Source organism: Burkholderia sp. BCC1998, assembly GCF_905339875.1.
In the GTDB taxonomy this organism is placed as follows: domain Bacteria; phylum Pseudomonadota; class Gammaproteobacteria; order Burkholderiales; family Burkholderiaceae; genus Burkholderia.
In genome coordinates, this window is record NZ_CAJPHE010000003.1 from 266,313 (window position 1) to 292,370 (window position 26,058).

The 26,058-nt window shown below is 67.4% G+C and carries 24 protein-coding genes; 8 read left to right on the top strand and 16 right to left on the bottom strand.

What is annotated here, in order from left to right; all coding sequences use genetic code 11:
• Positions 1-81 precede the first annotated feature (81 nt).
• Positions 82-1,044, bottom strand: coding sequence for a LysR substrate-binding domain-containing protein (locus U5A56_RS07385; RefSeq protein ID WP_321921621.1), 963 nt, complete (start codon positions 1,042-1,044; stop codon positions 82-84).
• A 152-nt stretch (positions 1,045-1,196) separates the two neighbouring features.
• On the opposite strand from U5A56_RS07385, the gene U5A56_RS07390 reads away from it, so the two are divergent.
• Positions 1,197-1,601: a RidA family protein gene (locus U5A56_RS07390; RefSeq protein ID WP_321921623.1), complete on the top strand. Its 405-nt coding sequence runs from the start codon at positions 1,197-1,199 to the stop codon at positions 1,599-1,601.
• Positions 1,602-1,614: 13 nt separating this feature from the next.
• Here U5A56_RS07390 and U5A56_RS07395 read toward each other — a convergent pair whose 3' ends face one another.
• Positions 1,615-2,430, bottom strand: coding sequence for an aminotransferase class IV family protein (locus tag U5A56_RS07395; RefSeq protein WP_321921625.1), 816 nt, complete (start codon positions 2,428-2,430; stop codon positions 1,615-1,617).
• A 133-nt stretch (positions 2,431-2,563) separates the two neighbouring features.
• Here U5A56_RS07395 and U5A56_RS07400 point away from each other — a divergent pair, with 133 nt between their 5' ends.
• On the top strand, positions 2,564-3,484 hold the full coding sequence (locus U5A56_RS07400) for a LysR substrate-binding domain-containing protein (protein WP_321800835.1): 921 nt from the start codon (positions 2,564-2,566) through the stop codon (positions 3,482-3,484).
• A 71-nt stretch (positions 3,485-3,555) separates the two neighbouring features.
• Entirely contained in the window at positions 3,556-3,966 is a 411-nt protein-coding gene (locus tag U5A56_RS07405; protein ID WP_321921627.1) for an ACT domain-containing protein, read from the top strand.
• A gap of 99 nt (positions 3,967-4,065) precedes the next feature.
• Here U5A56_RS07405 and U5A56_RS07410 read toward each other — a convergent pair whose 3' ends face one another.
• Both U5A56_RS07410 and uraH read right to left on the bottom strand, forming a co-directional pair.
• Complete coding sequence (locus U5A56_RS07410; protein ID WP_321921629.1) at positions 4,066-5,259, bottom strand: urate hydroxylase PuuD; 1,194 nt, start codon at positions 5,257-5,259, stop codon at positions 4,066-4,068.
• Positions 5,260-5,312: 53 nt separating this feature from the next.
• On the bottom strand, positions 5,313-5,666 hold the full coding sequence (gene uraH, locus U5A56_RS07415; protein WP_011657188.1) for a hydroxyisourate hydrolase: 354 nt from the start codon (positions 5,664-5,666) through the stop codon (positions 5,313-5,315).
• A 493-nt stretch (positions 5,667-6,159) separates the two neighbouring features.
• Between uraH and U5A56_RS07420 the strand changes: the two genes are divergently transcribed.
• Complete coding sequence (locus U5A56_RS07420; protein ID WP_321921631.1) at positions 6,160-7,578, top strand: 8-oxoguanine deaminase; 1,419 nt, start codon at positions 6,160-6,162, stop codon at positions 7,576-7,578.
• Positions 7,579-7,885: 307 nt separating this feature from the next.
• On the opposite strand, the gene U5A56_RS07425 is transcribed toward U5A56_RS07420, so the two are convergent.
• Positions 7,886-8,815 carry a LysR substrate-binding domain-containing protein gene (locus U5A56_RS07425; RefSeq protein ID WP_006762467.1) on the bottom strand — a complete coding sequence of 310 codons (930 nt, stop codon included), beginning with the start codon at positions 8,813-8,815 and terminating at the stop codon, positions 7,886-7,888.
• A gap of 274 nt (positions 8,816-9,089) precedes the next feature.
• On the bottom strand, positions 9,090-9,299 hold the full coding sequence (locus U5A56_RS07430; RefSeq protein ID WP_006755984.1) for a dodecin: 210 nt from the start codon (positions 9,297-9,299) through the stop codon (positions 9,090-9,092).
• 137 nt (positions 9,300-9,436) lie between these two features.
• Here U5A56_RS07430 and U5A56_RS07435 point away from each other — a divergent pair, with 137 nt between their 5' ends.
• On the top strand, positions 9,437-10,330 hold the full coding sequence (locus U5A56_RS07435; RefSeq protein WP_321921634.1) for an NAD(P)-dependent oxidoreductase: 894 nt from the start codon (positions 9,437-9,439) through the stop codon (positions 10,328-10,330).
• Positions 10,331-10,406: 76 nt separating this feature from the next.
• Here the strand turns inward: U5A56_RS07435 and U5A56_RS07440 are convergent, their stop codons facing one another.
• The 4 genes from U5A56_RS07440 to U5A56_RS07455 all read right to left on the bottom strand — a co-directional run bounded on the left by U5A56_RS07440 (position 10,407) and on the right by U5A56_RS07455 (position 13,835).
• Entirely contained in the window at positions 10,407-10,853 is a 447-nt protein-coding gene (locus U5A56_RS07440; RefSeq protein WP_185500383.1) for a hypothetical protein, read from the bottom strand.
• A gap of 349 nt (positions 10,854-11,202) precedes the next feature.
• On the bottom strand, positions 11,203-11,634 hold the full coding sequence (gene mscL, locus U5A56_RS07445; protein WP_006760677.1) for a large conductance mechanosensitive channel protein MscL: 432 nt from the start codon (positions 11,632-11,634) through the stop codon (positions 11,203-11,205).
• Positions 11,635-11,872: 238 nt separating this feature from the next.
• Positions 11,873-13,072, bottom strand: a complete 1,200-nt coding sequence (locus U5A56_RS07450; RefSeq protein WP_124520044.1) for a tetratricopeptide repeat protein — start codon at positions 13,070-13,072, stop codon at positions 11,873-11,875.
• Positions 13,073-13,154: 82 nt separating this feature from the next.
• Entirely contained in the window at positions 13,155-13,835 is a 681-nt protein-coding gene (locus U5A56_RS07455; protein WP_044843730.1) for a PspA/IM30 family protein, read from the bottom strand.
• A 437-nt stretch (positions 13,836-14,272) separates the two neighbouring features.
• Between U5A56_RS07455 and U5A56_RS07460 the strand changes: the two genes are divergently transcribed.
• The gene (locus U5A56_RS07460; protein ID WP_321921637.1) at positions 14,273-16,792 is read left to right on the top strand and encodes a penicillin-binding protein 1A; all 2,520 of its coding nucleotides are present in this window, start codon (positions 14,273-14,275) and stop codon (positions 16,790-16,792) included.
• A 92-nt stretch (positions 16,793-16,884) separates the two neighbouring features.
• Here the strand turns inward: U5A56_RS07460 and U5A56_RS07465 are convergent, their stop codons facing one another.
• From U5A56_RS07465 to mfd, 4 genes are all read right to left on the bottom strand, one after another.
• Positions 16,885-17,304 (bottom strand): DUF3574 domain-containing protein, encoded by a 420-nt coding sequence (locus U5A56_RS07465; RefSeq protein ID WP_321921852.1) that lies wholly within the window; start codon positions 17,302-17,304, stop codon positions 16,885-16,887.
• Between the two features lie 184 nt (positions 17,305-17,488).
• Positions 17,489-18,508, bottom strand: coding sequence for a threonine/serine dehydratase (locus U5A56_RS07470; protein ID WP_044843727.1), 1,020 nt, complete (start codon positions 18,506-18,508; stop codon positions 17,489-17,491).
• A gap of 59 nt (positions 18,509-18,567) precedes the next feature.
• Positions 18,568-19,788: an acetylornithine deacetylase gene (gene argE, locus U5A56_RS07475; RefSeq protein WP_044843726.1), complete on the bottom strand. Its 1,221-nt coding sequence runs from the start codon at positions 19,786-19,788 to the stop codon at positions 18,568-18,570.
• 96 nt (positions 19,789-19,884) lie between these two features.
• A complete protein-coding gene (mfd, locus tag U5A56_RS07480; RefSeq protein ID WP_321921639.1) occupies positions 19,885-23,355 on the bottom strand; it encodes a transcription-repair coupling factor in 3,471 nt (1,156 codons plus the stop codon).
• A gap of 108 nt (positions 23,356-23,463) precedes the next feature.
• Between mfd and ispD the strand changes: the two genes are divergently transcribed.
• Positions 23,464-24,174 (top strand): 2-C-methyl-D-erythritol 4-phosphate cytidylyltransferase, encoded by a 711-nt coding sequence (gene ispD / locus U5A56_RS07485; protein ID WP_044843724.1) that lies wholly within the window; start codon positions 23,464-23,466, stop codon positions 24,172-24,174.
• A gap of 29 nt (positions 24,175-24,203) precedes the next feature.
• Positions 24,204-24,689, top strand: a complete 486-nt coding sequence (gene ispF, locus U5A56_RS07490) for a 2-C-methyl-D-erythritol 2,4-cyclodiphosphate synthase (protein WP_044843723.1) — start codon at positions 24,204-24,206, stop codon at positions 24,687-24,689.
• Positions 24,690-24,815: 126 nt separating this feature from the next.
• Here the strand turns inward: ispF and U5A56_RS07495 are convergent, their stop codons facing one another.
• Together U5A56_RS07495 and U5A56_RS07500 are read right to left on the bottom strand one after the other, a co-directional pair.
• The gene (locus U5A56_RS07495; RefSeq protein ID WP_044843722.1) at positions 24,816-25,343 is read right to left on the bottom strand and encodes a carboxymuconolactone decarboxylase family protein; all 528 of its coding nucleotides are present in this window, start codon (positions 25,341-25,343) and stop codon (positions 24,816-24,818) included.
• A gap of 76 nt (positions 25,344-25,419) precedes the next feature.
• Positions 25,420-25,968, bottom strand: coding sequence for a peroxiredoxin (locus U5A56_RS07500; protein WP_006478563.1), 549 nt, complete (start codon positions 25,966-25,968; stop codon positions 25,420-25,422).
• Positions 25,969-26,058: the final 90 nt, after the last annotated feature.

The following is a 26,058-nucleotide window of genomic DNA, read 5'->3' on the forward strand; positions in this document are numbered from 1 at the left end:
CGACTGACAGGCGGTTTGCCTACCTGCCGAAACCCGCGCAACGTGCGCGGGTTTTTTTACGTGCGGTCGCTTTCTCCCGACTCAGGTTGCGACGGCTTTGCGCGTGTCGCGCGAACCGCCGCCGCGACGCCGGTTCGAGACCGGCGCATGCTGCGCCATCAGGCTGTCGACCCAGTCGACGAAGACACGCAGCTTCGCGCTGACGTGGCGGTTCGGCGGGAACGCGACGTACATCGGCATCGGTTCGAGTTGCCATGGCTCGAACAGCGGCACCAGTTCGCCTCGTTCGCGATACGCGGCGGCCATGTAGTCGGGCAGCCACAGGATGCCGAGCCCCGCGAGACCGGCTTCGAGATACGCATTGCCGTCGTCGACCGCGAGCACGTAGCGTCCGCGTACGGTGATCTGCTCGCCGTCACGCTCCATCGCAAACGGCAACGCCTTGCCGGTGCGTGCCCACAGAAAGCCGACGATGCGGTGATGCGTGTCTTCGAGTTCGCCCGGATGCAGCGGTGTGCCGGCGCGCGCGAGATAGGCCGGCGACGCGTACACGCCGAGCCGAAGGTCGCCGACGCGACGCGCGACCAGCGAGCGGTCGGTCGGCTCGCCACCGCGCACGACGCAGTCGACGTTCTCGCCGATCACGTCGACCACGCGGTCGCTCACGCCCAGGTCGAGCTGGATGTCCGGATAACGCGCATGGAACACGGGCAGCGCGGGGATCAGTATCAGGCGCGCGAACGGGCTCGGCACGTCCACGCGCAGCCGCCCCCGTGGCGATGCCGACGCGGCGGACAGGCTCGTTTCGGCATCGTCCATGTCGGCCAGCAGGCGCACGACGCGGTCGTAATACGCGGCGCCGTCGGCCGTGACGACGACCTTGCGCGTCGTGCGGTTGAACAGCTTCACGCGCAGTCGCGCTTCGAGCTGCTGCACCAGTTGCGTGACGGTGGTGCGGCTCATGTGCAGCGTGTCGGCCGCCTTCGTGAAGCTGCCGGCTTCCACCACGCGGGCGAACGCCTGCATTGCGTCGAATCGATCCATCGGGTCAGGGCTCCGCGTTGCTCGGACATTGTTTGGAGGGCGCAAACAGTGTTGGACAAGGTTGCCGGTTTATCCCCCCGGCAATGGTCCTTAAAGTGCTTTCATCGTTGATACAGGGGCGGTTTCGCCCCGCAGACCGATGGAGGTGTTGAGTGACAAAGCGTAGCGTAGTTTTTCCGCCGGGTCGCCAGGCGCTGTACGACCGCAACCGCTATTCGCCGGCCGTGCGCTCGAACGGTTTCCTGTTCGTGTCCGGGCAGGTCGGCAGCCGCGACGACGGTTCGCCCGAGCCGGAACTGGCCGCGCAGGTCCGCCGCGCGTTCGACAACCTGAATGCGGTGCTGCGTGCGGCCGGTTGCACGTTCGACGATGTCGTCGACGTGACGGTGTTCCTCGTCAATCCGGAGGCGACGTTCGAGCGGATCTGGGAGATCGTCCCCGAATACTGGGGCGATGCGCCGCATCCGACGCTGACCGCCGTCGGCGTGACCTGGCTGTACGGCTTCCAGTTCGAGATCAAGGTGATCGCGCGGCTGCCGGAGACGGTCGACGGGTAGCCGGGCGTGCGCGTCACGGCGCGAGGGGCGGCTCCTGTTCATAGGCGCGATGCAGCAGCGCGGCGAGCGATGACGAATCGGGCAGCGTCGCCGTGCCGAGCCTGCGCACGGCGATACCCGGCGTCCACGAATTCATCACGACGGCGCCGGCCATCGACGGCAGGTCGGCCGGTGTCACTTCGCGGTCGTGCTGTGCGATGCCGAGGTGGGCCAGTTGCCGGCGCAGGATGCCCATCGTGACGCCGCCGAGCATGTCGGCCGCCGGCCACACGACCGAATCGCCGGTCCAGAACACCAGATTCCAGATCGAGCCTTCGCTGATGCGCCCCTGACGATCGATGAACGCCGCATCGTCGAAACCCTGCGCGACCGCACGGCGCAGGAAGTGTGTCTTCGCGACTTCGCCGACGTGCTTGATGCCAGGCAGCACGCGCTCGTGTTCGAACAGCGCGAAATCGAGCGGGCCGACCGGCCCCGACGACGGCGGGGCGGTGCGTACCAGCACGTCGAGCGCTTCGTCGTCGCGCGGCGCGACGAATTCGCCCGTCGTCGCATGGATCGTCGCGGTCAGCGACAGTGCCGACGGTGCACGATCGAGCGCGGCGCGCAGGAACGTGAGTATCCGCTCGTCGGGCAGTGCATGACTGAACAGCGCGTTCGACGCGTCGCGCAAGCGCGTGAGGTGCAGGTCGAGCCCGCGTACGCGGCCTTCGCGGATCTGCATCGCGGTGAAATGCGCGTGGCCCGCGAATGCTAGCGCGGCGAGCGCATCGGGTGTAGCGGCTACGCCGTTGATCTGGACTACGGACGGGAACGGTGCAGCGGACATCGGCGAATCTCCAGGTTGGCCGCGGGCACGGGGCGGCGCGCGGCATCTTCAAGAAAGCCTATTGTTTGCCGATTGATGGCGTCATGAAAAACGAGTAGTTTTGGAACCGTCATCAAATTCTTTTTGAAGATCGATGGAACGCATGTGGCCCGGTACGCGCGCGCTGAGGACGTTCGATGCGGCGGCGCGGCACCTGAATTTTTCGCGGGCGGCCGACGAGGTCGGACTGACGCCGGCAGCCGTCAGTCACCAGATCAGGGAGATCGAGGCGCAACTCGGCATGGAACTGTTCGTCCGCACGAGCCGCAGCATCCGGCTGACGCAGGCCGGCGCGTTGCTGGCCGCGGCCGCTGCGGATGCGCTGGCGGGCCTCCGGCACGCGACCGCACGGGCGCGGCGCCTCGCGCGCGAACAGACGGAACTGCGCGTGTCGGTCGGCGCGCGCTTCGCGACGCACTGGCTGCTGCCGCGCCTGCCGCGATTCAAGGCCGCGCATCCGGCGCTCGAACTGACGTTCGACATCACCGATCGCTTGCGCGATTTCGACGGCGACGATGTGGATGTCGCGATCCGCTTCGGCACCGGGCGTTATCGCGACGCGTATACGCAGCGCCTGTTCGGCACGTCGGTCGTCGCGATCGGCAGCCCCGCGCTGTTGTCGGTCGGCCCGCCGTTACGCAAGCCGCGCGACCTGCTGCGCCACACGCTGTGCCACGCCGACTGTGAAGTCGACGGCGTGGTCTGGCCGCGCTGGTCGGCCTGGATGGCGGCGGCCGGCATCGACGGTTTCGACGACAGCCGGTGTGTCGCGTTTCCGGATTCGAGCCATGTCGTGCAGGCCGTGATGGACGGTACGACGGTCGGGCTGGCGGAGCCGCACATGATCGCGCGTGATCTGGCGGACGGGCGCCTCGTGCGGTTGTTCGACGTGAACGTCGAGGTGGCGCCGGGGCTCGCGTATCACGTCGTGTATCCGGCGCACACGCAGGACGATTCACGTATCGTTGCATTGCGTGACTGGCTCGCGGACGAAGTGGCGATCGCGCATGCGTAGCGGTGGCGGCACGCATGCTATCGTGCCCGCATCGCCACCGCACGACGTCCGGTTCCGGGCGCGCCCCTCCGATGAGCCAACCTGAAAACGACCTCATGGTCCTGCTGCGCACGATGCAACCCGAACTGCATCCGGGCGCGTTCGCCTTTGTGTCGCTGCCGGCCGATGCAGATGTATCGTTGTCCGAAGTCATTGCGACGTTCCGCGAAGCGGAAGGGCTGACGGTCGTCGTCGACGAAGAAACAGCGGCACGTCGCGGCTGGCCAGTGCTGTTCCGCTCGGCATGGATCACGCTGACCGTGCACTCCGACCTCGCGGCCGTCGGCCTCACGGCTGCATTCGCGCGGGCGCTCGGCGCGGCCGGCATCAGCTGCAACGTGATGGCCGCCGCGTATCACGATCACGTCTTCGTGCCGTTCGACGACGGCCCGCGCGCGGTCGATGCGCTCGTCGCGCTGCAGCGCGACGCGATGCGCGGCTAGCGTACGACGCGCATTTCGCACCCGCAAAAAAACGGGCCCGTTTCCGGGCCCGCGAACGGAGAGGATCGCGCCGGCAATTGATAGCCGGCGCACCGCGGCTTACTTGACCGCGCCACCCTCGAACCAGGCGGCGAGCTTCACGCGCTCGTCGTCGGTCATGTGCGTGACGTTGCCGATCGGCATCGCCTTCAGGCGCACGGCTTGTTCGTAGATGCGCTGCGCGTTCTTCGACACTTCGTCCGGCGTGTCGAACATCACGCCGGCGGGTGCGCTGCCCATCAGCGTCGGCTTGGCCGAGTGGCACTCGACGCAGCGCTGCTGCAGGATCGGCATGATGTCGTTGATCACGATCTTCGGTGCGTTCGCCGCTTGCGCTTCCGGTGCGACCGGCTTCGGCATCGTCCACACCAGCGCGCCCGACAGCAGTGCGACGCCGCCGATCGGCAGGTACCACAGCTGCTTGCCGCGGTGACGCATCACGAAGAACTGACGGATCAGCGCGCCGGCCAGCATGATGAGCACGAGCACGACCCAGTTGAACTTGTTCGTGTACGTCATCGCATAGTGGTTCGACAGCATCGCGAACACGACCGGCAGCGTGAAGTACGTGTTGTGCACCGAGCGCTGCTTGCCGCGCTTGCCGTAGATCGGGTTCGGCTCCTCGCCCTTGAGCATCTTGTCGACCATTTTGCGCTGGCCGGGGATGATCACGAAGAACACGTTCGCCGACATGATCGTCGCGAGCATCGCGCCGACGATCAGGTACGCCGCACGGCCCGAGAAGATGTGGCACGCGAGGTACGCGGCGACGACGACGTAGAGGCCGACACAGATGCCCAGCACGCGATCGTTGGTGCCGAGGATGCGGCACAGCGAGTCGTAGACGATCCAGCCGGCCGCGAGGAAGCCGAGCGCTGCCGCGACGGCGACCACCGGGCCCATGTCGAGCACGCTCTTGTCGATCAGGTAGGTGTTCGGCGCGAGCAGGTACAGCACGAAGAACAGCGAGAAGCCCGACAGCCAGGTCGTGTACGACGGCCACTTCGACCAGTGCAGGTCATCCGGCATTTCCGGCGGGGCGACCGTGTACTTCTGCATGTTGTAGAAACCGCCGCCGTGGACGTGCCACAGTTCGCCGAACACGCCGCGCTTGCGCTGGTTCGCGTCGGTCGGCGGTTTCAGGCTGTTGTCGAGCGCGACGAAATAGAAGGACTCGCCGATCCACGCAATGGCGACGATGACGTGCAGCCATCGCAGCGCGAGGTTCAGCCAGTCGGTGATGAAGCCTTCCATGAAACTCCTCCAGACTCAGATCGTTGTCTTTGATGCGGGCGCCGATGCGTGTGTCAGCTGCCGCGATAGGTGCTGTACGACCACGGCGACACGAGCAGCGGCACGTGATAGTGCGATGCGGTGTCGGCGATGCCGAAGCGCAGCACGACGCGGTCGACGAAGCGCGGTTCGGGCACCTTCACGCCGAGCGACGCGAAGTAGTCGCCGGCATGGAACACGAGTTCGTATTCGCCGGCGGCGAGCGCGGCACCTTCGAGCAGGGGTTCGTCGCAGCGGCCGTCGCTATTGGTCAGCACGGTCTTGATCGCGCGGCGCGATTCGCCGTCCAGCGCGTAGAGGTCCACCTTGATGGCGGCGCCGGGGCGGCCGTGCGCCGTATCGAGTACGTGGGTAGTGAGCTTTCCCATTCGCAATTGTCCTTGTGTGAATGCGAGGTTCGGCGGCGACTCGATCCATGACTGTGCGGCGGATCGAGGCTCCACGTCACGTGGCTACATACCCGTCGGCGAGATTGAAGCGAGCGCCGTGCAGGCATTGTAAAAAGGTTCCCCGCGCAAATACGGGCGCGATATCAAAGATAATGCGCCGCGCATGAACCGCTGTCGACGGCGGGAAAAAACCCGCCGCGCCGCGCCCGGCGGGCCGCTGCACGGCCCGCGCGCGTACCATATCGAAACCGTGAAGCGCAGTATTCGGCGTCGCGCATTGTGCGGCGCGCGCGCATCGGCGATCCTCCCGCCGTGCGCGTCGGCCCGAGGCCGGTGCGCACCCCGAAGACGGCGAGCACGCCGGGTAACCGGGCCAGGGCGTTCGAACGGACGCAGGCACCGGGGCGTGCCGCGAATCAGCGTTCGAACGGCTTTGCGACCGCCCGAAAGGGCTGACCGACGCGGAGAACGCATGAATCCCGAGCAGCACTCCGGCGCGCACGCACGCGCGCCGCACCCATCCTCATCCCGCCCGAAAACCCTGCTGGTCAAGCACGCCGACGTGCTCGTGACCATGGACGACACGCGCCGCGAACTGCGCGACGCGGGGCTCTATATCGAAGACAACCGGATCGTCGCGGTCGGCCCGAGCGCCGAGCTGCCCGATACTGCGGACGAAGTGCTCGACCTGCGCGGCCACCTCGTGATCCCGGGGCTCGTGAACACGCACCATCACATGTACCAGAGCCTCACGCGCGCGGTGCCGGCCGCGCAGAACGCCGAGCTGTTCGGCTGGCTCACGAACCTGTACCGGATCTGGGCGCACCTGACGCCCGAGATGATCGAGGTGTCGACGCTGACCGCGATGGCCGAGCTGCTGCAGTCGGGCTGCACGACGTCGAGTGACCATCTGTACATCTATCCGAACGGCAGCCGGCTCGACGACAGCATCGGCGCCGCGCAGCGGATCGGCATGCGCTTTCACGCGAGCCGCGGCGCGATGAGCGTCGGCCAGCGCGACGGCGGGCTGCCGCCCGATTCGGTCGTCGAGCGCGAGCCCGACATCCTGCGCGATGCGCAGCGCCTGATCGAGACCTATCACGACGACGGCCGCTACGCGATGCTGCGGGTGGTCGTCGCGCCGTGCTCGCCGTTCTCGGTGAGCCGCGGCCTGATGCGCGACGCGGCCGTGCTGGCGCGCGACTACGGCGTGTCGCTCCACACGCACCTGGCCGAGAACGTCAACGACATCGCGTACAGCCGCGAGAAGTTCGGGATGACGCCTGCCGAATACGCGGAAGATCTCGGCTGGGTCGGTCACGACGTGTGGCACGCGCACTGCGTGCAGCTCGACGATGCGGGCATCGGCCTGTTCGCGCGCACCGGCACCGGCGTCGCGCACTGTCCGTGCTCGAACATGCGGCTCGCGTCGGGCATCGCGCCGGTGAGGAAGATGCGTCTCGCGGGCGTGCCGGTCGGCCTCGGCGTCGACGGTTCCGCGTCGAACGACGGCGCGCAGATGGTCGCGGAAGTGCGGCAGGCGCTGCTGCTGCAGCGGGTCGGTTTCGGGCCCGATGCGATGACCGCGCGCGAAGCGCTCGAGATCGCGACGCTCGGCGGCGCGAAGGTGCTGAACCGCGACGACATCGGCGCGCTGAAGCCCGGCATGGCCGCGGACTTCGCCGCGTTCGACCTGCGCCAGCCGCTGTTCGCGGGCGCGCTGCACGATCCGGTCGCGGCGCTCGTGTTCTGCGCGCCGTCGCAGACGGCGTACACGGTGGTGAACGGGAAGGTGGTGGTGCGGGAAGGGCGGCTCGCGACGCTCGACCTGCCGCCGGTCATCGAGCGCCACAACGCGCTGGCACAGGCACTCGTGGAGGCGTCGCGCTGACCGCGTCGGCGTGAGGTGAAGGCCGCGCCCGCACGGCGCGGATCGGGCGCGCGGCCGTGGCTACGGCTGAGGCTACGGCTACGGCTAAGGCTAAGGCTAAGGCTAAGGCTAAGGCTAAGGCTAAGGCTAAGGCTAAGGCTAAGGCTAAGGCTAAGGCTAAGGCTAAGGCTAAGGCTAAGGCTAAGGCTAAGGCTAAGGCTAAGGCTAAGGCTGAGGCTGAAGCTGAAGCTGAAGCCGCCAAGCGCCGCGCCGCGTGTCACACCGGCCCACCCCGCAATGGCGTGGCCGGCGCGCGCGTCGCATGCGCTTACGCCTCGATCAGCGTGCGGGTCGCTTCGGCGACGAGGCTGCGCAGCCAGCGCACCTCGTCGGAGTAGTGGCAGCGTTCGTGCCACAGCTGGTAATACTGCATCGGCGGGAAGTCGAGCGGTGCCGGCACGACCGACAGCGGCAGGAACTTCGCGTAGTGATCGGCGAACAGGCGCGTCGTCGTGAAGATCAGGTCGGACTTCACCAGCACGTACGGCGCGAGGTTGAAGTACGGCAGCGTGACGACCACGTGACGCTTGAGCCGTTCGCGCGCGAGATGCACGTCGATCGCGCCGCGCTGGCCGACCGAGTACGGCGTCGGCGCGAGATGCGGCGCGTTCAGGTACTGGTCGAGCGTGAGCCCGCCGCGCTTCGCGAACGGGTGGGTGTTGCTCATCAGGCAGACGATTTCGTCGACGAACAGGTTCGACAGGTGCAGCTGCTCGGGCGGCTCGGGCCAGTTGCCGACGACGATGTCGAGCTTGCCGTCTTCCAGCGCGAGCTCGTAATCGAACGCGGGGCCGAGCGAATGGAACTCGAGCGTCGCGTTCGGCGCCGCCTGGCGGAAGCGTTCGACGACGGTCGGCACGAACAGCACGTTCAGGTAGTCGGGGCAGCCGATCCGGTAGCAGCGGATCGACGTGGCCGGGTCGAAATTGTGCTGCTGGAACTTGATGCGCTCGATTTCACGCAGTGCGTTCTGCACCGGCTCGAGCAGGCGCAGCCCGTATTCGGTCGGGACCATGCCGGACTTGCCGCGCACCAGCAGCGGATCGCCGGTGATGTCGCGCAGGCGCCGCAGCGCGGCGCTGATCGCCGGTTGCGACTGGTTCAGTTTGACGGCCGCGCGCGTGACGCTGCGCTCCATCAACAAGGTGTGCAAAACGCGCAAGAGGTACGTGTCGATCGCCTCGCGTTGCTGACTCATGATTTCTCCGGTTTATATGGCTGGGCTGATCGATGGGGGAGGTGGGTATATGGTTTTTAATATGAACGAAAGTCAGCGTCAAGAGATGGATACCCGCAGACACCCGTCGCCGGGCCTCGCCAAGCGGGCTGAAGCGGGCTGAAAAGGGCCGAAGCGGGCTGAAAAGGGCCGAAGCGGGAACGGGTGAAGGGGGCGGAAGCGGGCGTGCGCGGTACCGCGCGGATGCGCATTGCACGCATCCGGTGGTCAGGGCACCGCGCGTGACACGCGGGCGTCAGTCGTCGATGCGCATGCCGACTTTCAGCGTGACCTGCCAGTGGATGACCTGGTCGCCTTCGATGTGGCCGCGCGTTTCGGTCACCTGGAACCAGTGCAGGTTGTGCAGCGTCTTGCCGGCTTTCGAGATCGCGTTGCGGATGGCGTCGTCGCACGATTGCCGCGACGAACCGGTCAGTTCGATCAGCTTGTAGACGTGGTCGCTCATGATGCGCTCCCTGGGATGTCGGTGTGTGTGCGGCCGGCGCAAGCGGCGGGCCCGAAGCGGCGCCGCGCGTGTCCGGCTTCTTGAGTGATAGGTATGATGGGCGGCAAGTGCAACCTCAATTGGAGACGAGGAAGATCGTGGAAGTCGGATTTTGCGGACCGGGATTGATGGGCGCGCCGATGATTCGGCATTTGCTGGCGGCGGGCCACCGGATCAGCGTATGGAACCGCACGCGCGGCAAGGCCGAGGCGCTTGAAAAGGACGGTGCGCAGGTGGTCGACACGCCGCGCGAACTGGCCGAGCGCGTCGACACGGTATTCGTGTGCGTGCTCGACGGCCGTGCGGTCGGCGACGTCGCGTTCGGCGAGCACGGGCTGTTTGCCGGCGATGCGCATGCACGCCGCCTGAAGCGCATCGTCGATCACTCGAGCATTCCGCCTGCCGCGACGCGCGACTACGCGGCGCGTGCCGCCGTGCTCGGCGTCGGCTGGATCGATGCGCCGGTGTCGGGCGGCGTGCCCGGCGCGCAGGCCGGCACGCTTGCGGTGATGGCGGGCGGCGGCGCGGCCGACCTCGCTGCGGTGCGATCGCTGATCGACACTTACGCGTCGCGCGTCACGCACATGGGCGACGCAGGCGCGGGCCAGACCGCGAAGCTGTGCAACCAGGCGATCGTCACCGCGACGGTGACCGCGATCGCGGAAGCGGTCGGCCTCGCGCAGGCGAGCGGCATCGACGCCGCGCGTCTGGCCGACGCGCTGGCGGGCGGCTGGGCCGATTCGGTGCTGCTGCAGACCTTCGTGCCGCGCATGACGTCAGGCGGTCACGCGCCGATCGGCGCGCTCAGTACGTTCCAGAAGGATGTCGATGCGATCGCCGACGCCGCGCGCGACACGGGTGCGGTGATGCCCGTATCGGCCACGGTGCAGCAGGTGCTGCGCCTGGGCGCTGCGCAGGGGCTTGCCGGCGCCGATTTCGCCGCGTTCATCGACATCGTCCGGCCCGGCAACGGGCGCGGGACGGCGCAGTGAGCGCGCCGCGACGCTGAAGCGGGAAGCTGAATGACCGATGGGCCGCCCGGAGGCGGCCCATCGTGTCGGTGTCGGTTCAGCCGAGGGAGCGCGGTGTCGTGTCGCCGGCGTTCTGGCGTCCCAGCCCGCCGCGCAGGCTCGCTTTCGTGCCTGCACCAAATTCGGGCAGGATGCGCGCGCGGGCGCGGCTCGCGAACACGAGGAAGCCGAAGCCGTTCGCCTCGTACCAGTACCCGCCGTTCTCGAGGCCGTCGAGCGGCTGTTCGAGTGCGTTGGCGATCGATTCGAGGCAGCGCTTGCGCAGTTCGGCGATGGCCGGATAGGGCGGCTGTGCGCCGCGCACGCTGCACAGAAGCACGTCGAGGCCGGGTAGCACGTGCGCATAGAGGACGGGTTCGTCCTGCGCACGGGCGCGGGCAATCTTGGTGTCGAGCTGCGCGAACGGTTTCGAATGGCGCAATACCGCGAGGAAGGACTCCTGGCCATCCTGTTGCGCACGTCGACGTTTTTTCGGGAAGGACATAAACACTCGCCTGAAAAACAATTGCAAGAAATGCGGCACTTTCATGCGACCCACTCCCGGCTATGTACGCCGCATGTCGATCCTTTATAGCACACGAAAATGCTGCACTCCGCACTCGTGCGGTACGACGATCAATGTCTCCCGTCGACCCGCATGCCACGATGATCGACACAGCCAGCGTCTTGGCGCCCGTACTGTCGTTTAGTCTCCATCATAGACCTGCTTTTCCCGCGCGTGCATTCGCGCGTCACAAAAAAGTGAGATAGGCGCTCGCACGACGGTGCACGATGCGTGCCCATGAAAAAGGCCCGCACATGGCGGGCCCGGCAGTCGCAGCGTGGCGCGGTGCTCAGCGTTGCTTGAGCGAATCGCGGATCTCGCGCAGCAGCACGATGTCTTCCGGCGTCGCGGCCGGCGCCGCTTCTTCCGGCTTGCGCAGCTTGTTGATGAATTTCACCATCAGGAAGATGATGAACGCGAGGATCACGAAGTTGATCGCCACGGTGATGAACGAGCCGTAGCCGAATGCGGCGACGCCCGCGGCCTGCAGGTCCTTGAACGAATCGGGATTACCCTTGAACGTCGGGGGGATGGTGCCGAGCAGAACGAACTTGTTCGAGAAATCCAGACCGCCCGTCAGCACGCCGATGACCGGCATGATGAGGTCTTTCACGACCGAGTCGACGATCTTCGAGAACGCGCCGCCGATGATCACGCCGACGGCGAGATCCATCACGTTGCCTTTGACGGCGAACTCCTTGAATTCCTTGATTATGCTCATGAGCGGCTTTCTCCTGGTTGGGCGAGAGGAGGCGTGCCGCGACGCGCAGGGCTGCGAAGCGTCTGATGGGTCGGATCGGGGGCACGCCGATGGCCGCATGATAGCGAACGTGCCCCATTGCCGGTAGCCCATCTTGAAATGATTAACAAATCACCGGGCCGGCGCGAGGAGAAATGAAAGAAAGCGCGGTGTCGGGCGCGGGCGCGGCGCGATGCGTCGACGCCCGCGCGAGCCATGCTCAGGTGTTGTCGTCGGTCCAGCCGTCGTCGTTGCTGCCGAGATCGACGCCGCCGCCGCCATTGCCGTCGCTCCAGTTCGAATCGTCGCCGCGGCCGAGGTCGAAGCCCGGATCGTTGTTCTCCTGGCGCCGGCGCTGGTCGTCGACGATCACGTCGCGTTCGACCACGCGTTCGCGGCCGCCGGACATCGCTTCGCCGAGCAGCACGCCGGTCAGCAGCCCGCCCATTCCGCTGCCGAAACCGCCGCCTTGCTGAACCACGACGGGCGGCTGTTGTTGCGGATACGGTTGCGGCGGATACGGCTGTTGCGGGTACGGTTGCTGCTGATACGGCTGCCCTTGCATGCCGGTCACGCGATCGGCTTCCTGCGCATACACGGAGCCGCTGCCGTTCGCGGGCGCAGCGGGCGGCGCGCTCGGATCGGGGCGGCCTTCGACGCGCGCCTTCACGCTCGCATGCCGCTGTTCGAGTTCGTCGATGCGATACGGCGGCACCGGGTTCTTGCCGTTCGACAGCGCTTCGACGAGCGCGCGTGCATCGGTCTCGATGCCTTCGAGTTCGCTGGTGAGCGCCGCGGCACCGGGCGCCGTCGACAGTTTCGCGTCGAGTTTCAGCGGACGGATGTCGTTCAGCACGTCGGTCGCGCGTTTCAACTGCGCGCGGCGTTCGTCGCCGGCACGGCTGTCGTCGGCCGAGCGTGCGCGCCGCAACGTCCAGCGCAGCACCAGCGCGATGACCGCGACGAGCAGCCCGAGGCCGATCCACATGCCGGTCGACGGACCGTGTTTCGCAACCGGCGCGGCAGGTGCGAGCGACGACTGCAACGAACCGGCCTGCGTGGCCGACGGTGCGTTGCCGCTCGCGCCGCTCACGCGCGCGGCGTCGGCGCGAATGCGCGATTCGGTCTGCGCGAAATGCGACGCGTCGGTGAAGCGCAGTTGCGGATCGAGCGACTTCGCCCGCTGCAGTTGCGCGAGCGCGTCGGACGCGCGGCCTTCGCGATCCAGCACCTGTGCGTACAGATAGCGCGCATGCGCATTGTTCGGATGGGCGTCGATGACTTGCGACAGCTGCGTGTCGGCGCGCTGCCAGTCACGTTGCGCGATCGACTGCTCGACTTGCTGCAGCGACGGAACCGCAAAGGCGGCGGACGACAGCAGCATCAGCGAGAAGCCGAGTGCGGCGAGAGATTTCTTCATGGTCGAACCGGGCGCGGGCGCCCGTCTCCTGACGATCGGTGCGCGCCGCGCGCCCGGCGGGCCGCGGCGCGGTTGCCTGCCGTTACTGCGCGGGCGTGTCGAGCTGCTTCTTCAGCGCGGCGAGGCGGTCCTCGACCGACGGGCCCTTGTTCAGCGCGGCGAGCTTGTCGTCGAGCGCCTTGCCGCTCGACGTGTCGGCCGAATTCAGGCGGGCGTCCGAGCGCGCATTCTGCAGCGCGACCTTGTCCTCGAGCTTCTGGAAGTCCTCGGACAGGTTCTTGCCGCCGATGCCGCCCAACGCGCTTGCCGCGACGTCCTTCGCCTGCGCGATTTCCTGCTTGGCCTGCAGGATGTTCGAGCGTGCGTTCAGGTCGTTGCGGCGCTGACGCATGTCGGCGATCTGCCCCTTCAGCTTGTCGACCGACGGCTCGAGCGTCGTCAGCTCCGCCGCGAGCGCATCGCGCTCGGCTTCGGCGTTCGACTGCGCGGCGAGCGCCTCGCGTGCGAGCGCTTCGTCGCCCGCCTGCAGCGCGCGCTTCGCGCCGTCCTCGTACTTCTTCACCTTGTCGTCGGCCGCATCGCGCTTGCTGCGCTGGGTCGCGACTTGTGCCTCGATCTCGATCAGCGAATTCTCGGCACGGCCGATGCTGTCGTCGAGCTCCCGCACGATCTGCCGTGCGTCGCGCGACGGATCCTGTACCGAGTCGGCCGCATCGTTCAGCAGGCCTTTGATCGTGCGCGAAACAGAGTCGAAAAGCGACATGAAATCCTCCGTGGTTGAAAGGTGCCGCGTCGGCGGCAATGCCCGTCGCGAATCGGTTCCGACCCGCGTGAGCCGGCGGATATTACACCGCCGGCCCCTTAAATACGGCTTAAGCGCCGGAGTTCAAGCGCCGTACGTGTGCAGGTTTCCACCTTTCGCATCTGAAAGAAACGCCGCGGCACGCACCGGGTCGCGAGTCCATGATAGGCGGAGCATGGCGCCAATACGTTCCGCAATTCACGCTTGTGCGGGAATTTTTACAAAAAATCGCGAAGCCGATCGGTCGATTTCATTAAAATGCGCTGTCACGTCGCGGGAACGGATCGCCGCGCGGCGGGGTCTGTCGACGTGACAGTTGCCACGATGCACCCACTCTGATTCATCCGCTTGCATTTTCCGCATGCGTCCGAGGGCGCCACGCCGCCCGCCATTCCGACATGCCAATCATCAAACGACCGTCTTCTCCTTCCGACCGGAACGAACCTCACTACACGTTGCGCCGTTCGCCGTCTGGAGCTTATTACCCCGATGACGACGAGCGCAGCGACGACCGGCGCGCGCAGCGCCGCGGCGGCGGGGACGGCGCGCGCCGCTCGTTCGGCTCGCGCGTCGCGCTGTGGTTCGTCGGCCTGATCGCGACGCTCGCGATCGTCGGTGCGCTGATCGTCGGCTACGCGCTCGTCGTGATGGCGCCGCAACTGCCGTCGCTCGATGCGCTGACCAACTACCAGCCGAAGGTGCCGCTGCGCGTGTTCAGCGCCGATCACGTGCTGATCGGCGAGTTCGGCGAGGAGCGCCGCAGCCTTGTGCGCTTCCAGGACATTCCCGACGTGATGAAGAAGGCGGTGCTCGCGATCGAGGACTACCGCTTCTACGAACACGGCGGCGTGGACTTCCTCGGCATCCTGCGCGCCGGCGTGGCCGACCTGATGCACGGTGGCGCGCGCCAGGGCGCGAGCACGATCACGATGCAGGTCGCGCGCAACTTCTTCCTGTCGAGCGAGAAGACGTATACGCGCAAGATCTACGAGATGCTGCTCGCGTACAAGATCGAGAAGGCGCTGACGAAGGACCAGATCCTCGAGCTGTACATGAACCAGATCTACCTGGGCCAGCGCTCGTACGGTTTCGCGGCCGCCGCGCGCGTGTATTTCGGCAAGGACCTGAAGGACATCACGCTCGCCGAGGCGGCGATGCTCGCGGGGCTGCCGAAGGCGCCGTCCGCGTACAACCCGGTCGTCAATCCGAAGCGCGCGAAGGTGCGCCAGGAGTACATCCTGAAGCGCATGCTCGAGATCGGCTACATCACGCAGCCGCAGTACGACCAGGCGGTGAAGGAAGAGATCCGCGTGCGCACGCCGGGCAACCAGTACGCGGTGCACGGCGAATACGTCGCCGAGATGGTGCGGCAGATGATGTACCAGCAGTACAAGGACGAAACCTATACGCGCGGGCTGACCGTCACGACGACGATCAACTCGGCCGACCAGGAAGCCGCGTACCAGGCCGTGCGCCGCGGCATTCTCGATTACGAGCGCCGCCACGGCTATCGCGGGCCGGAAGGCTCGATCAACCTGCCGGCGGCCGGCGACGATCGCGACGAGGCGATCGACGACGCGCTCGCCGATCACCCGGACAACGGCGACCTGCAGTCGGCGGTGGTGCTGTCGGCGTCGCCGAACGCGGTCGAGGTGCAGTTCGTCGGCGGCGCCACGACGACGATCGGCCCGGCCGGCCTGCGCTTCGTGTCGGCCGCGCTGAGCCCGCGCGCGAACGCGACGCTGCACATCAAGCCGGGCTCGATCGTGCGCGTGCTGAAGGACGGCAAGACGGGCTGGCAGATCGTGCAGCTGCCGCAGGTCGAAGGCGCGCTCGTCGCGATCGCGCCGCAGGACGGTGCGATCCGTTCGCTCGTCGGCGGCTTCGACTTCAACAAGAGCAAGTTCAACCACGTGACGCAGGCGTGGCGCCAGCCGGGTTCGTCGTTCAAGCCGTTCATTTATTCGGCGTCGCTCGACAAGGGCCTCGGGCCGGCGACGATCATCAACGATGCGCCGCTGTACTTCCCGCCGAGCGTGCCGGGCGGCACCGCGTGGGAACCGAAGGACGACGACCAGCCCGACGGCCCGATGTCGATGCGCACCGGCCTGCAGCGTTCGAAGAACCTCGTGTCGATCCGGATCCTCGCGTCGATCGGCACGCAGTACGCGCAGGAGTACGTGACGCAGCGCTTCGGCTTCGATCCGGCGAAGACGCCGCCGTACCTGCCGATGGCGCTCGGCGCCGGCCTCGTGACGCCGCTGCAGCTCGCGACCGGCTATGCGGTGTTCGCGAACGGCGGCTACAAGGTCGATCCGTACCTGATCGCCGAAGTCGACGACGCGCGCGGCCAGCCGCTGCAGAAATCGCAGCCGGTGATCGCGGGGGGCACCGCGCCGCGCACGATCGAAGGCCGCAACGCATACGTGATGAACAGCCTGCTGCACACGGTCGCGACGGCCGGCACGGGCGCGGGCACCAACGCGCTCGGCCGCAGCGACCTGCAGGGCAAGACGGGCACGACGAACGATGCGAAGGACGGCTGGTTCGCCGGCTACCAGCAGTCGCTCGTCGCGGTCGCGTGGATGGGCTTCGACCAGCCGAAGAGCCTCGGCAGCCGCGAATTCGGCGCGCAGCTCGCGTTGCCGATCTGGGTGAATTACATGCGCACCGCGCTGAACGGCGTGCCCGAGCAGCAGATGCCGATCCCGGACGGCCTGACCTCGATCGACGGCGAGCTGTACTACGCCGATCGCACGCCGGGCAACGGCTTCGTCGGCAGCGTGGACATCAACCCGGCCGCGAACGCGATCAGCGCGAACGACGCGCTCGGCTCGGCCGGCTCGGAGGGGCTCGCGCCGCCGCCCGTCACGCAGCAGGAGAAGCAGCAGATCATGGACATGTTCGAGAACAAGTAAGCGATACGCGGATGTGTCGCATGCGGCGGGCGCCTTCGGGCGCCCGTTTTCTTATGTGTCGTCGCGTTCGCGCGTCAGTCGGGAAGGACGAATCAGAACGACGCGCAGGCCGGTACGAGCGTGATGCCGACCGAGTCCTGCCGGAAGCGCTCGCGGTACGCGTGCCGGATCGCCGCGAGCCGCGCGTGCGTATCGGCAGTATCGTCGGCGACGATACGGATCACGAAACTCGCTTCGCCGATGATCCGGCCGGTGGCGCGGTCGCGCCATTGGCCGCGGGTGTCCCAGACCGTGAAACCGTCCGGAAAGCGCGGCGTGACGACCTCGGCAAGGAAGGCCGCGCGTTCCGTTTCGGTGACGGGGCCGCGTCCCGCGATATCGCGCCCGAACAGCAGGTCGGCCTGCAGCATCCGGTGCATGTCCGGCTGCAGGCAGCCAACGGAAGCGTCGACGACGGGCGAGGGCGGGGCCGCGCAACCGGCAAGCAGCGCGACCGCTGCAGCGCCGATCACCTGCCGCGTACGACGTGGCCACGTCGCGGGCCATGCGTTCGGCGGCGCTATCTGCCTATTTCGCGTCCGGCGCGCTTCGCGCGCGTAAAACGCTGCGCGCTCAACCACTTGCGTGCTTGTCCGGCGGGTTATCAACAGGGCTGTCAACATAAACTGGGGATAACCCTGAGTATCGTGCGCGGGTTCAGTGCTGCAGTTTTGCGTGCGCGAGATGCATGCCGAGCGTCGCGGGATCGGTGTTCGTGCCCGACAGCAGCACGCCGACCCGCTTGCCCTGCAGCGTTTCGCGCAGCGGGCCGAGCAGCGCCGCGAGCGCTGCCGCGCACGCCGGCTCGACCGACAGCTTCAGTTGCGAGAACAGGAACAGCATCGCCGCGCGCAGCGCGTCGTCGGACACCGTGACGATGCGGTCGACGTGGCGCCGGCACAGCTGGTAGCTGTACTCCTCGGTGTGCGGCGCCATCAGCGAGTCGGCGATGGTCTGCATCGCGCTCATCTGGATCGTGTGATTCGCCGCGAAGCTGCGGCTCATCGCGTCGGCGCCTTCCGGCTCGACGCCGTACACGTGCACGCGCGGATTCGCGAGCCGCAGCGCGGTCGCCATGCCGGCCGCGAGCCCGCCGCCGCCGATCGGCACGATCACCGCGTCGAGATCGGGCGTCTGCGTCGCCCATTCGTAGCCGAGCGTCGCGGTGCCGAGAATCGTGTGATAGCCATTGAACGGATGGATGAAGAAGCGACCTTCCTCGGCCTCGATCCGCCGCACGACGTCGAATGCCTGCGACGCGCTGCCGGCGAGCACGACTTCCGCGCGGTACTGCTTGCACTGCGCGATGCGCGCCGGGCTCGCGGTATGGAACATCACGACCTTCGCGCTGCTGCCGAGCCGCATCGCCGCATACGCGACGGCCGCCGCGTGATTGCCGGCCGACACGCACGTGACGCCGGCGTTCTTGCGCGCTTCGTCGAGGGCCAGCAGGTTCGTGAACGCACCGCGCGCCTTGAAGCTGCCGCTCACCTGCAGCAGCTCGAACTTGAAGTTGACGTGCGTGCCCTCGAGGGACGGCAGGTCGGCGCGCTCGAACACCGGCGTGCGCGCGACCCACGGCGACAACGCGAAATGCTGCGCGGCGATTTCGTCGAGCGTCGGAATCGGTTCGCCGTCGATCGTCGTATGGGCAGTGCGCTGTTGGTCAGTCGACATGACGTGGCGGGTGGCGGGAGTGGCCGGCCCGCACACGCAGGCCGGCGTGGCGGGAGCAGTCAGTGTGCGTCGACCGACATGCTGCGGATGAACTTGCGCAGGAACTGCTCGCAGGCGGCGAGCTGCGCGAGCTCGACATATTCGTTCGGCTTGTGCGCCTGTTCGATGTTGCCGGGCCCGCAGACGATGCTCGGGATGCCCGCGCGCTCGAACAGGCCGGCTTCCGTGCCGTAGGCGACCTTGCGCTTGTCCTGGTCGGCCGTCAGCGCGCGCACCAGCTGCGTGATCGCGGCCTGTTCGGTCGCGTCGAGCCCGGGCGCCGCGGCGATCTTCGAGAACTCGATCGCCGCGTTCGGATGCTCGCGAAGCATCTGCGGCAGCAGCGTTTCCCGCGCATACGCTTCGATGCGCGCGAAGATCTGCTCGGGATCGAGCGTCGGCAGGTTGCGGAACTCGAAGTCGAACCGGCATTCGGCCGGGACCGTGTTGATCGCGTTGCCGCCCTGGATCGTGCTCGTCTGCGCGGTCGTGAACGGCACGTCGTACAGCGCGTCGAACGGGCCTTCGGCGCGGAAGCGCTCGGCGATGTCGCGGATGTGGCAGATGAGGCGTGCCGCGTATTCGATCGCGTTCAGGCCCTTCGGCGTCAGCGACGAGTGCGCCGCGTGGCCGCGCACGCAGCAGCGGTACGCGTTGATGCCCTTGTGCGCGATGATCGGCCGCATGCTGGTCGGCTCGCCGACGATGCAGCCGGACGGCTTCACGCCGCGCTTGACCAGATCGGCGATCAGCAGCGGGGCGCCCGCGCAGCCGATTTCCTCGTCGTAGGAGAGCGCGAAATGGATCGGCTTCGCGAGCTTCGTCGCCTGCATCTCCGGCAGCAGCGCGAGCGCCGCGCCGATGAAGCCCTTCATGTCGCACGTGCCGCGGCCGTACAGGCGGCCGTCGCGCAACTCCGGCTCGAACGGGTTGCTGTCCCACTGCTGGCCGTCGACCGGCACGACGTCGGTGTGCCCCGACAGCACGATGCCGCCGTCGGTCGAGCCGTCGTGCGCGGGCACGGTCGCGAACAGGTTGGCCCAGCCTTCGCGCGGATCGTGCGTGAGCGTCGACTGGATGCCCTTCGCGGCGAGCGCGTCGCGCACCGTTTCGATCAGGCCGAGGTTCGGCACGCGGCTCGTCGTGTCCATCGACACCAGCTGCTTGATCCAGGGCAGGCTGACGAGCGAGGCGTCGCCTTCGGTTGCGGCGGACGGCGCCGGCGCGTCGAGAGTGGACATGGCAAAACTCCGTCTGAGGAATGGGAAAATCATACTCAAAAACGCGCCGGCCCGCCTTCGCCGGCCGCGATGCGGTGCAGCATCGCGGCCGTGCCGTCAGCGTGCGGCGCTCGCCGCGTCGGCGCGCGGGGCGAGCGCGCGCAGCGTTTCCTTGATCGTCGACACGCGGATCGCGAGATCGGGCGAGCGCGTCTCGATGCGCAGCTTGTCCTGGCCCGCGAGCTTGATGTGCCGGTGCTTCTGCACCATCTCGATGATCCGCATCGGATCGATCGGCGGGTTCGGCTCGAACTGCAGCCCGATCGCGGCCTCGCTCGCGTCGATCTTGACGATGCCAAGCGGCTTCGCGGCGAGCCGCAGCCGGTGCGTCTCGACGAGCGCGTGCGCCTGCGGCGGCAGCTTGCCGAAGCGGTCGATCAGCTCTTCCTGGATGCCGTCGATCGCGTCGCCGTGCTCGCAGTTCGCGAGCCGCTTGTACAGCGACAGCCGCTCCTGCACGTCCACGCAGTAGTCGGCCGGCAGGATCGCGGGCGCGTGCAGGTTGATTTCCGTCGTCGCGGCGAGCGGGGCGGTGAGGTCGGGTTCCTTGCCGTTCTTCAGCGCCTTCACGGCGTCGTTCAGCATGTCGGTATACAGCTGGAAGCCGATCTCGTGGATCTCGCCCGACTGCTTGTCGCCGAGCACCTCGCCGGTGCCGCGGATCTCGAGGTCGTGCATCGCGAGATAGAAGCCCGAACCGAGTTCCTCCATCTGCTGGATCGCCTCGAGGCGGCGCTGCGCCTGCTTGGTCAGCGACTGCGGGTCGTGGACCAGCAGGTATGCGTACGCCTGGTGGTGCGAACGGCCGACGCGGCCGCGCAGCTGGTGCAGCTGCGCGAGGCCGAACTTGTCGGCGCGGTGCATGATGATCGTGTTCGCGCTCGGCACGTCGATGCCGGTCTCGATGATCGTCGTGCACAGCAGCACGTTCGCACGCTGCGCGACGAAATCGCGCATCACGCGTTCGAGTTCGCGCTCGTGCATCTGGCCGTGCGCGATCACGATCCGCGCTTCGGGCACGAGCTCCTCGAGCATCGCCTTGCGGTTCTCGATCGTCTCGACCTCGTTGTGCAGGAAATACACCTGGCCGCCGCGCTTCAGCTCGCGCAGCATCGCCTCGCGGATCACGCTTTCCTCCTCGCGGCGCACGAAGGTCTTGATCGCGAGCCGCTTCTGCGGCGCGGTCGCGATCACCGAAAAATCGCGTAGCCCTTCGAGCGCCATCCCGAGCGTGCGCGGGATCGGCGTCGCGGTCAGCGTCAGCACGTCGACTTCCGCGCGCAGCGCCTTCAGCGCTTCCTTCTGGCGCACGCCGAAGCGGTGTTCCTCGTCGATGATCACGAGGCCGAGGCGCTTGAACTGCACGTCCGACGACAGCAGCTTGTGCGTGCCGATCACGATGTCGACGCTGCCTTCGTTGATCTGCGCGATCGCCGCGTTCACTTCCTTCGCGGTCTTGAAGCGCGACAGCTCGACGATGCGCACCGGCCAGTCGGCGAAGCGGTCGGCGAAGGTCTGCGTGTGCTGCTCGGCGAGCAGCGTGGTCGGCGACAGCAGCGCGACCTGCTTGCCGCCCATCACCGCGATGAACGCGGCGCGCAGCGCGACCTCGGTCTTGCCGAAGCCGACGTCGCCGCACACGAGGCGGTCCATCGGCTTGCCGCTCGTCATGTCGCCGATCACGGCCGCGATCGCCGCGGCCTGGTCGGGCGTTTCCTCGAACCCGAAGCTTTCCGCGAACTTCACGTAGTCGCGCGGCTCGAGCGCGAACGCGTGGCCCTCGCGGGCCGCGCGGCGCGCGTACAGGTTCAGCAGCTCGGCCGCCGTATCGCGGATCTGCTGCGCGGCCTTGCGCTTCGCGCGCTCCCACTGGCCCGAACCGAGCGCGTGCAGCGGCGCGCTGTCGGGATCGGCGCCGCTGTAGCGCGAGATCACGTGCAGCTGCGCGACCGGCACGTAGAGCTTGCTGTCGCCCGCGTATTCGAGATGCAGGAATTCGGTCTCGCCTTCACCGAGATCCATCGACACGAGGCCCATGTAGCGGCCGATGCCGTGCTGCGCATGCACGACCGGATCGCCGACCTTCAGCTCCGACAGGTCGCGCACCATCGCGTCGACGTTGCTCGCCTGTTCCTGGCGGCGGCGCCCGGCGCGGCGGCCGAGCGCGCCGTACAGCTCGGTCTCGGTGACGATCGCGTAGCCTTCGCCCGGCACCGCGAAGCCGCTCGCGAGCGGCGCGACGCCGAGCGCAAAGGGCGCGTCGCTTTCGAGCCAGCCCGCGAAGTGGTCGTTCGACGCCGGACGCAGGCGATGCTCGGCGAGCAGTTGCAGGATCGTTTCGCGGCGGCCGGCCGATTCGACCGTCAGCAGCACGCGCTTGCCCGACGATTCGACGAAGGTGCGCAGCGCGGCGAGCGGATCGTCGGCATGGCGATCGACCGTGAGCTCGGGCAGGCCCGTCGCCCAGCCGCCGGCCGGCTGCGCGGGCAGCACGACGCGCGCGAACGGCTTCGCGAACGCGAAGAAATCCTCGTCGGACAGGAACAGCCGCTGCGGCTCCAGGATCGGCCGCTCGCGGTCGTGCGCGAGGAACGCGTGACGCTGCTTCGTATCGGCCGTGAAGCGGCGGATCGACGCTTCGAGGTCGCCGGCGAACACGAGGTGCGCATCCTGCGGCAGGTAGTGAAACAGCGTGGCCGTCTCGTCGAAGAACAGCGGCAGGTAGTACTCGATGCCGGCCGACGGCACGCCGTTGCCGATGTCCTTGTAGATCGGCGCGCGGCTCGGGTCGCCTTCGAAGGTCTCGCGCCAGCGGCTGCGGAAGGCCGTGCGCGCCGCTTCGTCGAACGGAAACTCGCGGCCGGGCAGGAGGCGCACGTCGCGCACCGGATAGAGGCTGCGCTGCGTATCGGGATCGAACGCGCGGATCGAGTCGACCTGGTCGTCGAACAGGTCGATCCGGTACGGCAGCGGCGAGCCCATCGGGTACAGGTCGATCAGCGAGCCGCGCACGCAGTATTCGCCGGGCCGCACGACCTGGCTCACGTGCTCGTAGCCGGCCAGCGTGAGCTGCGCCTTCAGCTTCGCCTCGTCGAGCCGCTCGCCCTGCGCGAACGCGAACGTGTACGCGGCCATGAACGACGCGGGCGGCATCCGGTACAGCGCGGTGGTCGCGGGCACCAGCAGGATGTCGCAGCGGCCCTCGCCGAGGTCGTGCAGCGTCGCGAGCCGCTCGGAGACGAGATCCTGGTGCGGCGAGAACGTGTCGTACGGCAGCGTCTCCCAGTCCGGCAGCAGGCGCACGCGCGCCTCCGGCGAGAAGTAGCGGAGTTCCTGCGACAGCCGCTGCGCGTCGACCGCGTTCGCGCAGATCACCGCAAGGAGCGGGACCGCGTCGCGGTTGTCGGCGAGATAGCGGGCGATGGCGAGTGCGTCGGCGGAGCCGTGTGCGCCGTCGAAGGCGAACCGCTGGCCCGGCTTGACGCGGGCGACGGGCGAGGCGAACGGGGTGGAAGCGTTGTCTGGCATAGGGACGGCAGGGGTGGCGGGCACGGGCGCGACGCGGCGCGCCGGTCGAGACGAAAGACCTATTATAAAATCCGCTTCTCGATTTCATCTTTCCGGCGTTTCCCCTTCGTGACTCCCCGACTTTTCGCCCTGATTCCTTGCGCCGGCACGGGCAGCCGTTCCGGTTCGGCCGTGCCGAAGCAATACCGCACGCTGGCCGGCCGCGCGCTCCTGCATTACACGCTCGCCGCGTTCGACGCGTGCAGCGAATTCGCGCAGACGCTCGTCGTCCTCGCGCCCGACGACACGCACTTCGATGCGCGCCGCTTCGCGGGCCTGCGCTTCGCGGTGCGCCGCTGCGGCGGCGGCTCGCGGCAGGCGTCGGTGCTCAACGGGCTGCTCGAGCTGGCCGAATTCGGCGCGACCGAGCAGGACTGGGTGCTCGTGCACGACGCCGCGCGCCCCGGCATCACGCCCGAACTGATCCGCACGCTGGTCGCGACGCTGAAGGACGACCCGGTCGGCGGCATCGTCGCACTGCCGGTGGCCGATACGCTCAAGCGCGTGCCGGCCGGCGGCGACGCGATCGCGCGCACCGAGTCGCGCGACGCGCTGTGGCAGGCGCAGACGCCGCAGATGTTCCGCATCGGCATGCTGCGCGACGCGATCCTGCGCGCGCAGCGCGAAGGGCACGACCTGACCGACGAGGCCAGCGCGATCGAATGGGCCGGCCATACGCCGCGCGTCGTGCAGGGCAGCCTGCGCAACTTCAAGGTCACGTACCCGGAAGATTTCGCGCTCGCGGAAGCGATCCTCGCGCGCCCCGCGAACGCTTCCTGACTTTCACCTCATCTCAAACCGGATTACGCATGGACTTCAGAATCGGACAAGGCTACGACGTGCACCAGCTCGTCCCGGGGCGCCCCCTCATCATCGGCGGCGTGACGATTCCGTACGAGCGCGGCCTGCTCGGCCACTCGGACGCGGACGTGCTGCTGCACGCGATCACCGACGCGCTGTTCGGCGCGGCGGCGCTCGGCGACATCGGCCGCCATTTCTCCGACACCGACGCGGCGTTCAAGGGCGCGGACAGCCGCGTGCTGCTGCGCGAATGCGTCGCCCGCGTGAAGGCGGCCGGCTTCACGATCCAGAACGTCGACAGCACGGTGATCGCGCAGGCGCCGAAGCTCGCACCGCACATCGACGGGATGCGCGCGAACCTCGCGGCCGATCTCGGCCTGCCGCTCGAGCGCGTGAACGTGAAGGCGAAGACCAACGAGAAGCTCGGCTACCTCGGCCGCGGCGAGGGCATCGAGGCGCAGGCCGCCGCGCTGCTGGTGAAGCAGGGCGCGTGAGCGCCTGACGCCGGTCCGAAGCGGCGCGCAGGTTGCGCCGCCGGAATGAAAAATGCCACGCGCTTGCGTGGCATTTTCGTTTTGCGGCGCGATCCGGCGCGCTTGGCCGCCGTATCGCGCTGCCGCTTATTCGCCTTCGGCGGCGATCACCTGCGCGGCGGCGTTGATCACCGACGCGATGCGGCCGACGTCGCGCAGCTGCGTCGTCGTCATGCCTTGCTCGTTCTTCAGCAGCGCGTAGTGCGACTTCACGCAGAAGTGGCACTTGCCGACGATCGACGCGGCGAGCGCGTACATCTCGAAGCGGCGCTTGTCGACGCCGCCGTGCGACGCATACGCGCCCATCCGCAGCTCGGCGCGCTGCGTCTTCAGGTCGGCATCGTCGGCCATCTCGACATACGGATACCAGGTGTTGTTCATCCCCATCAGCGCGGCCGCCGTCAGCACGGCGTTCGTCTCTTCGGGCGACAGCACGCCGGCTTCGCGGATCGTCTTCACGAGCACGGTGCTCTTCGCCGCGACCGCCGCCGCCAGCGCGACGCCCACTGCATCGGTGCCTTCGAGCGACGAGCGCGAGATCGTGCCGTCGAGGTTCAGGCGAATGTCCTTCGCGTAGTCGGGGATACGTGCCTTAATCGAATCGATGAATTCCATTGATATCTCCTATGGGTTGGCCGTTAAAAAAGCCCGCAGGCAGGACGTGCGCCGCGGGCTTCGTGCATCGATGCGCTTACAGCGTTGCGCCGCCGACTGCACGGTTGCACGGGCACAGTTCGTCCGTTTGCAGGCCGTCCAGAATGCGCAGGACTTCTTCCGGGCTACGGCCGACGTTCAGGTTGTTCACCGAAACGTGCTGGATCGTGTTGTCCGGATCGACGATGAACGTTGCACGCAGGGCCACGCCGGCTTCCTTGTCGCGCACGCCGAGCTGGTCGATCAGCTCGCCCTTGACGTCGCCGAACGAGTAGTGGTTCAGCTTGTCGAGGTCCTTGTGCTCACGGCGCCATGCGAGCTTCACGAATTCGTTGTCCGAGCTGCCGCCGAGCAGGACGGCGTCGCGCTCTTCGAACTGCTTCGTCAGCTTCGCGAACTCGACGATTTCCGTCGGGCACACGAACGTGAAATCCTTCGGATAGAAGTAGATGATCTTCCACTTGCCCGGGAACGACGCTTCGGTGACGGTCTCGAACGCCGACTGGCCGTTTTCCTCGTGATTGTTGAAGCCCGGCTTCGCGGCTACGACGGTGAATGCTTCGAGTTTATCGCCCACGGTTTTCATGCGGATACTCCTGTGTGAGTTGGGAAGAAGACTGAGTCAAGCTACCTCGGTGCTGCAACGTTGATGTGACAGCATGGGTACGACTATAAC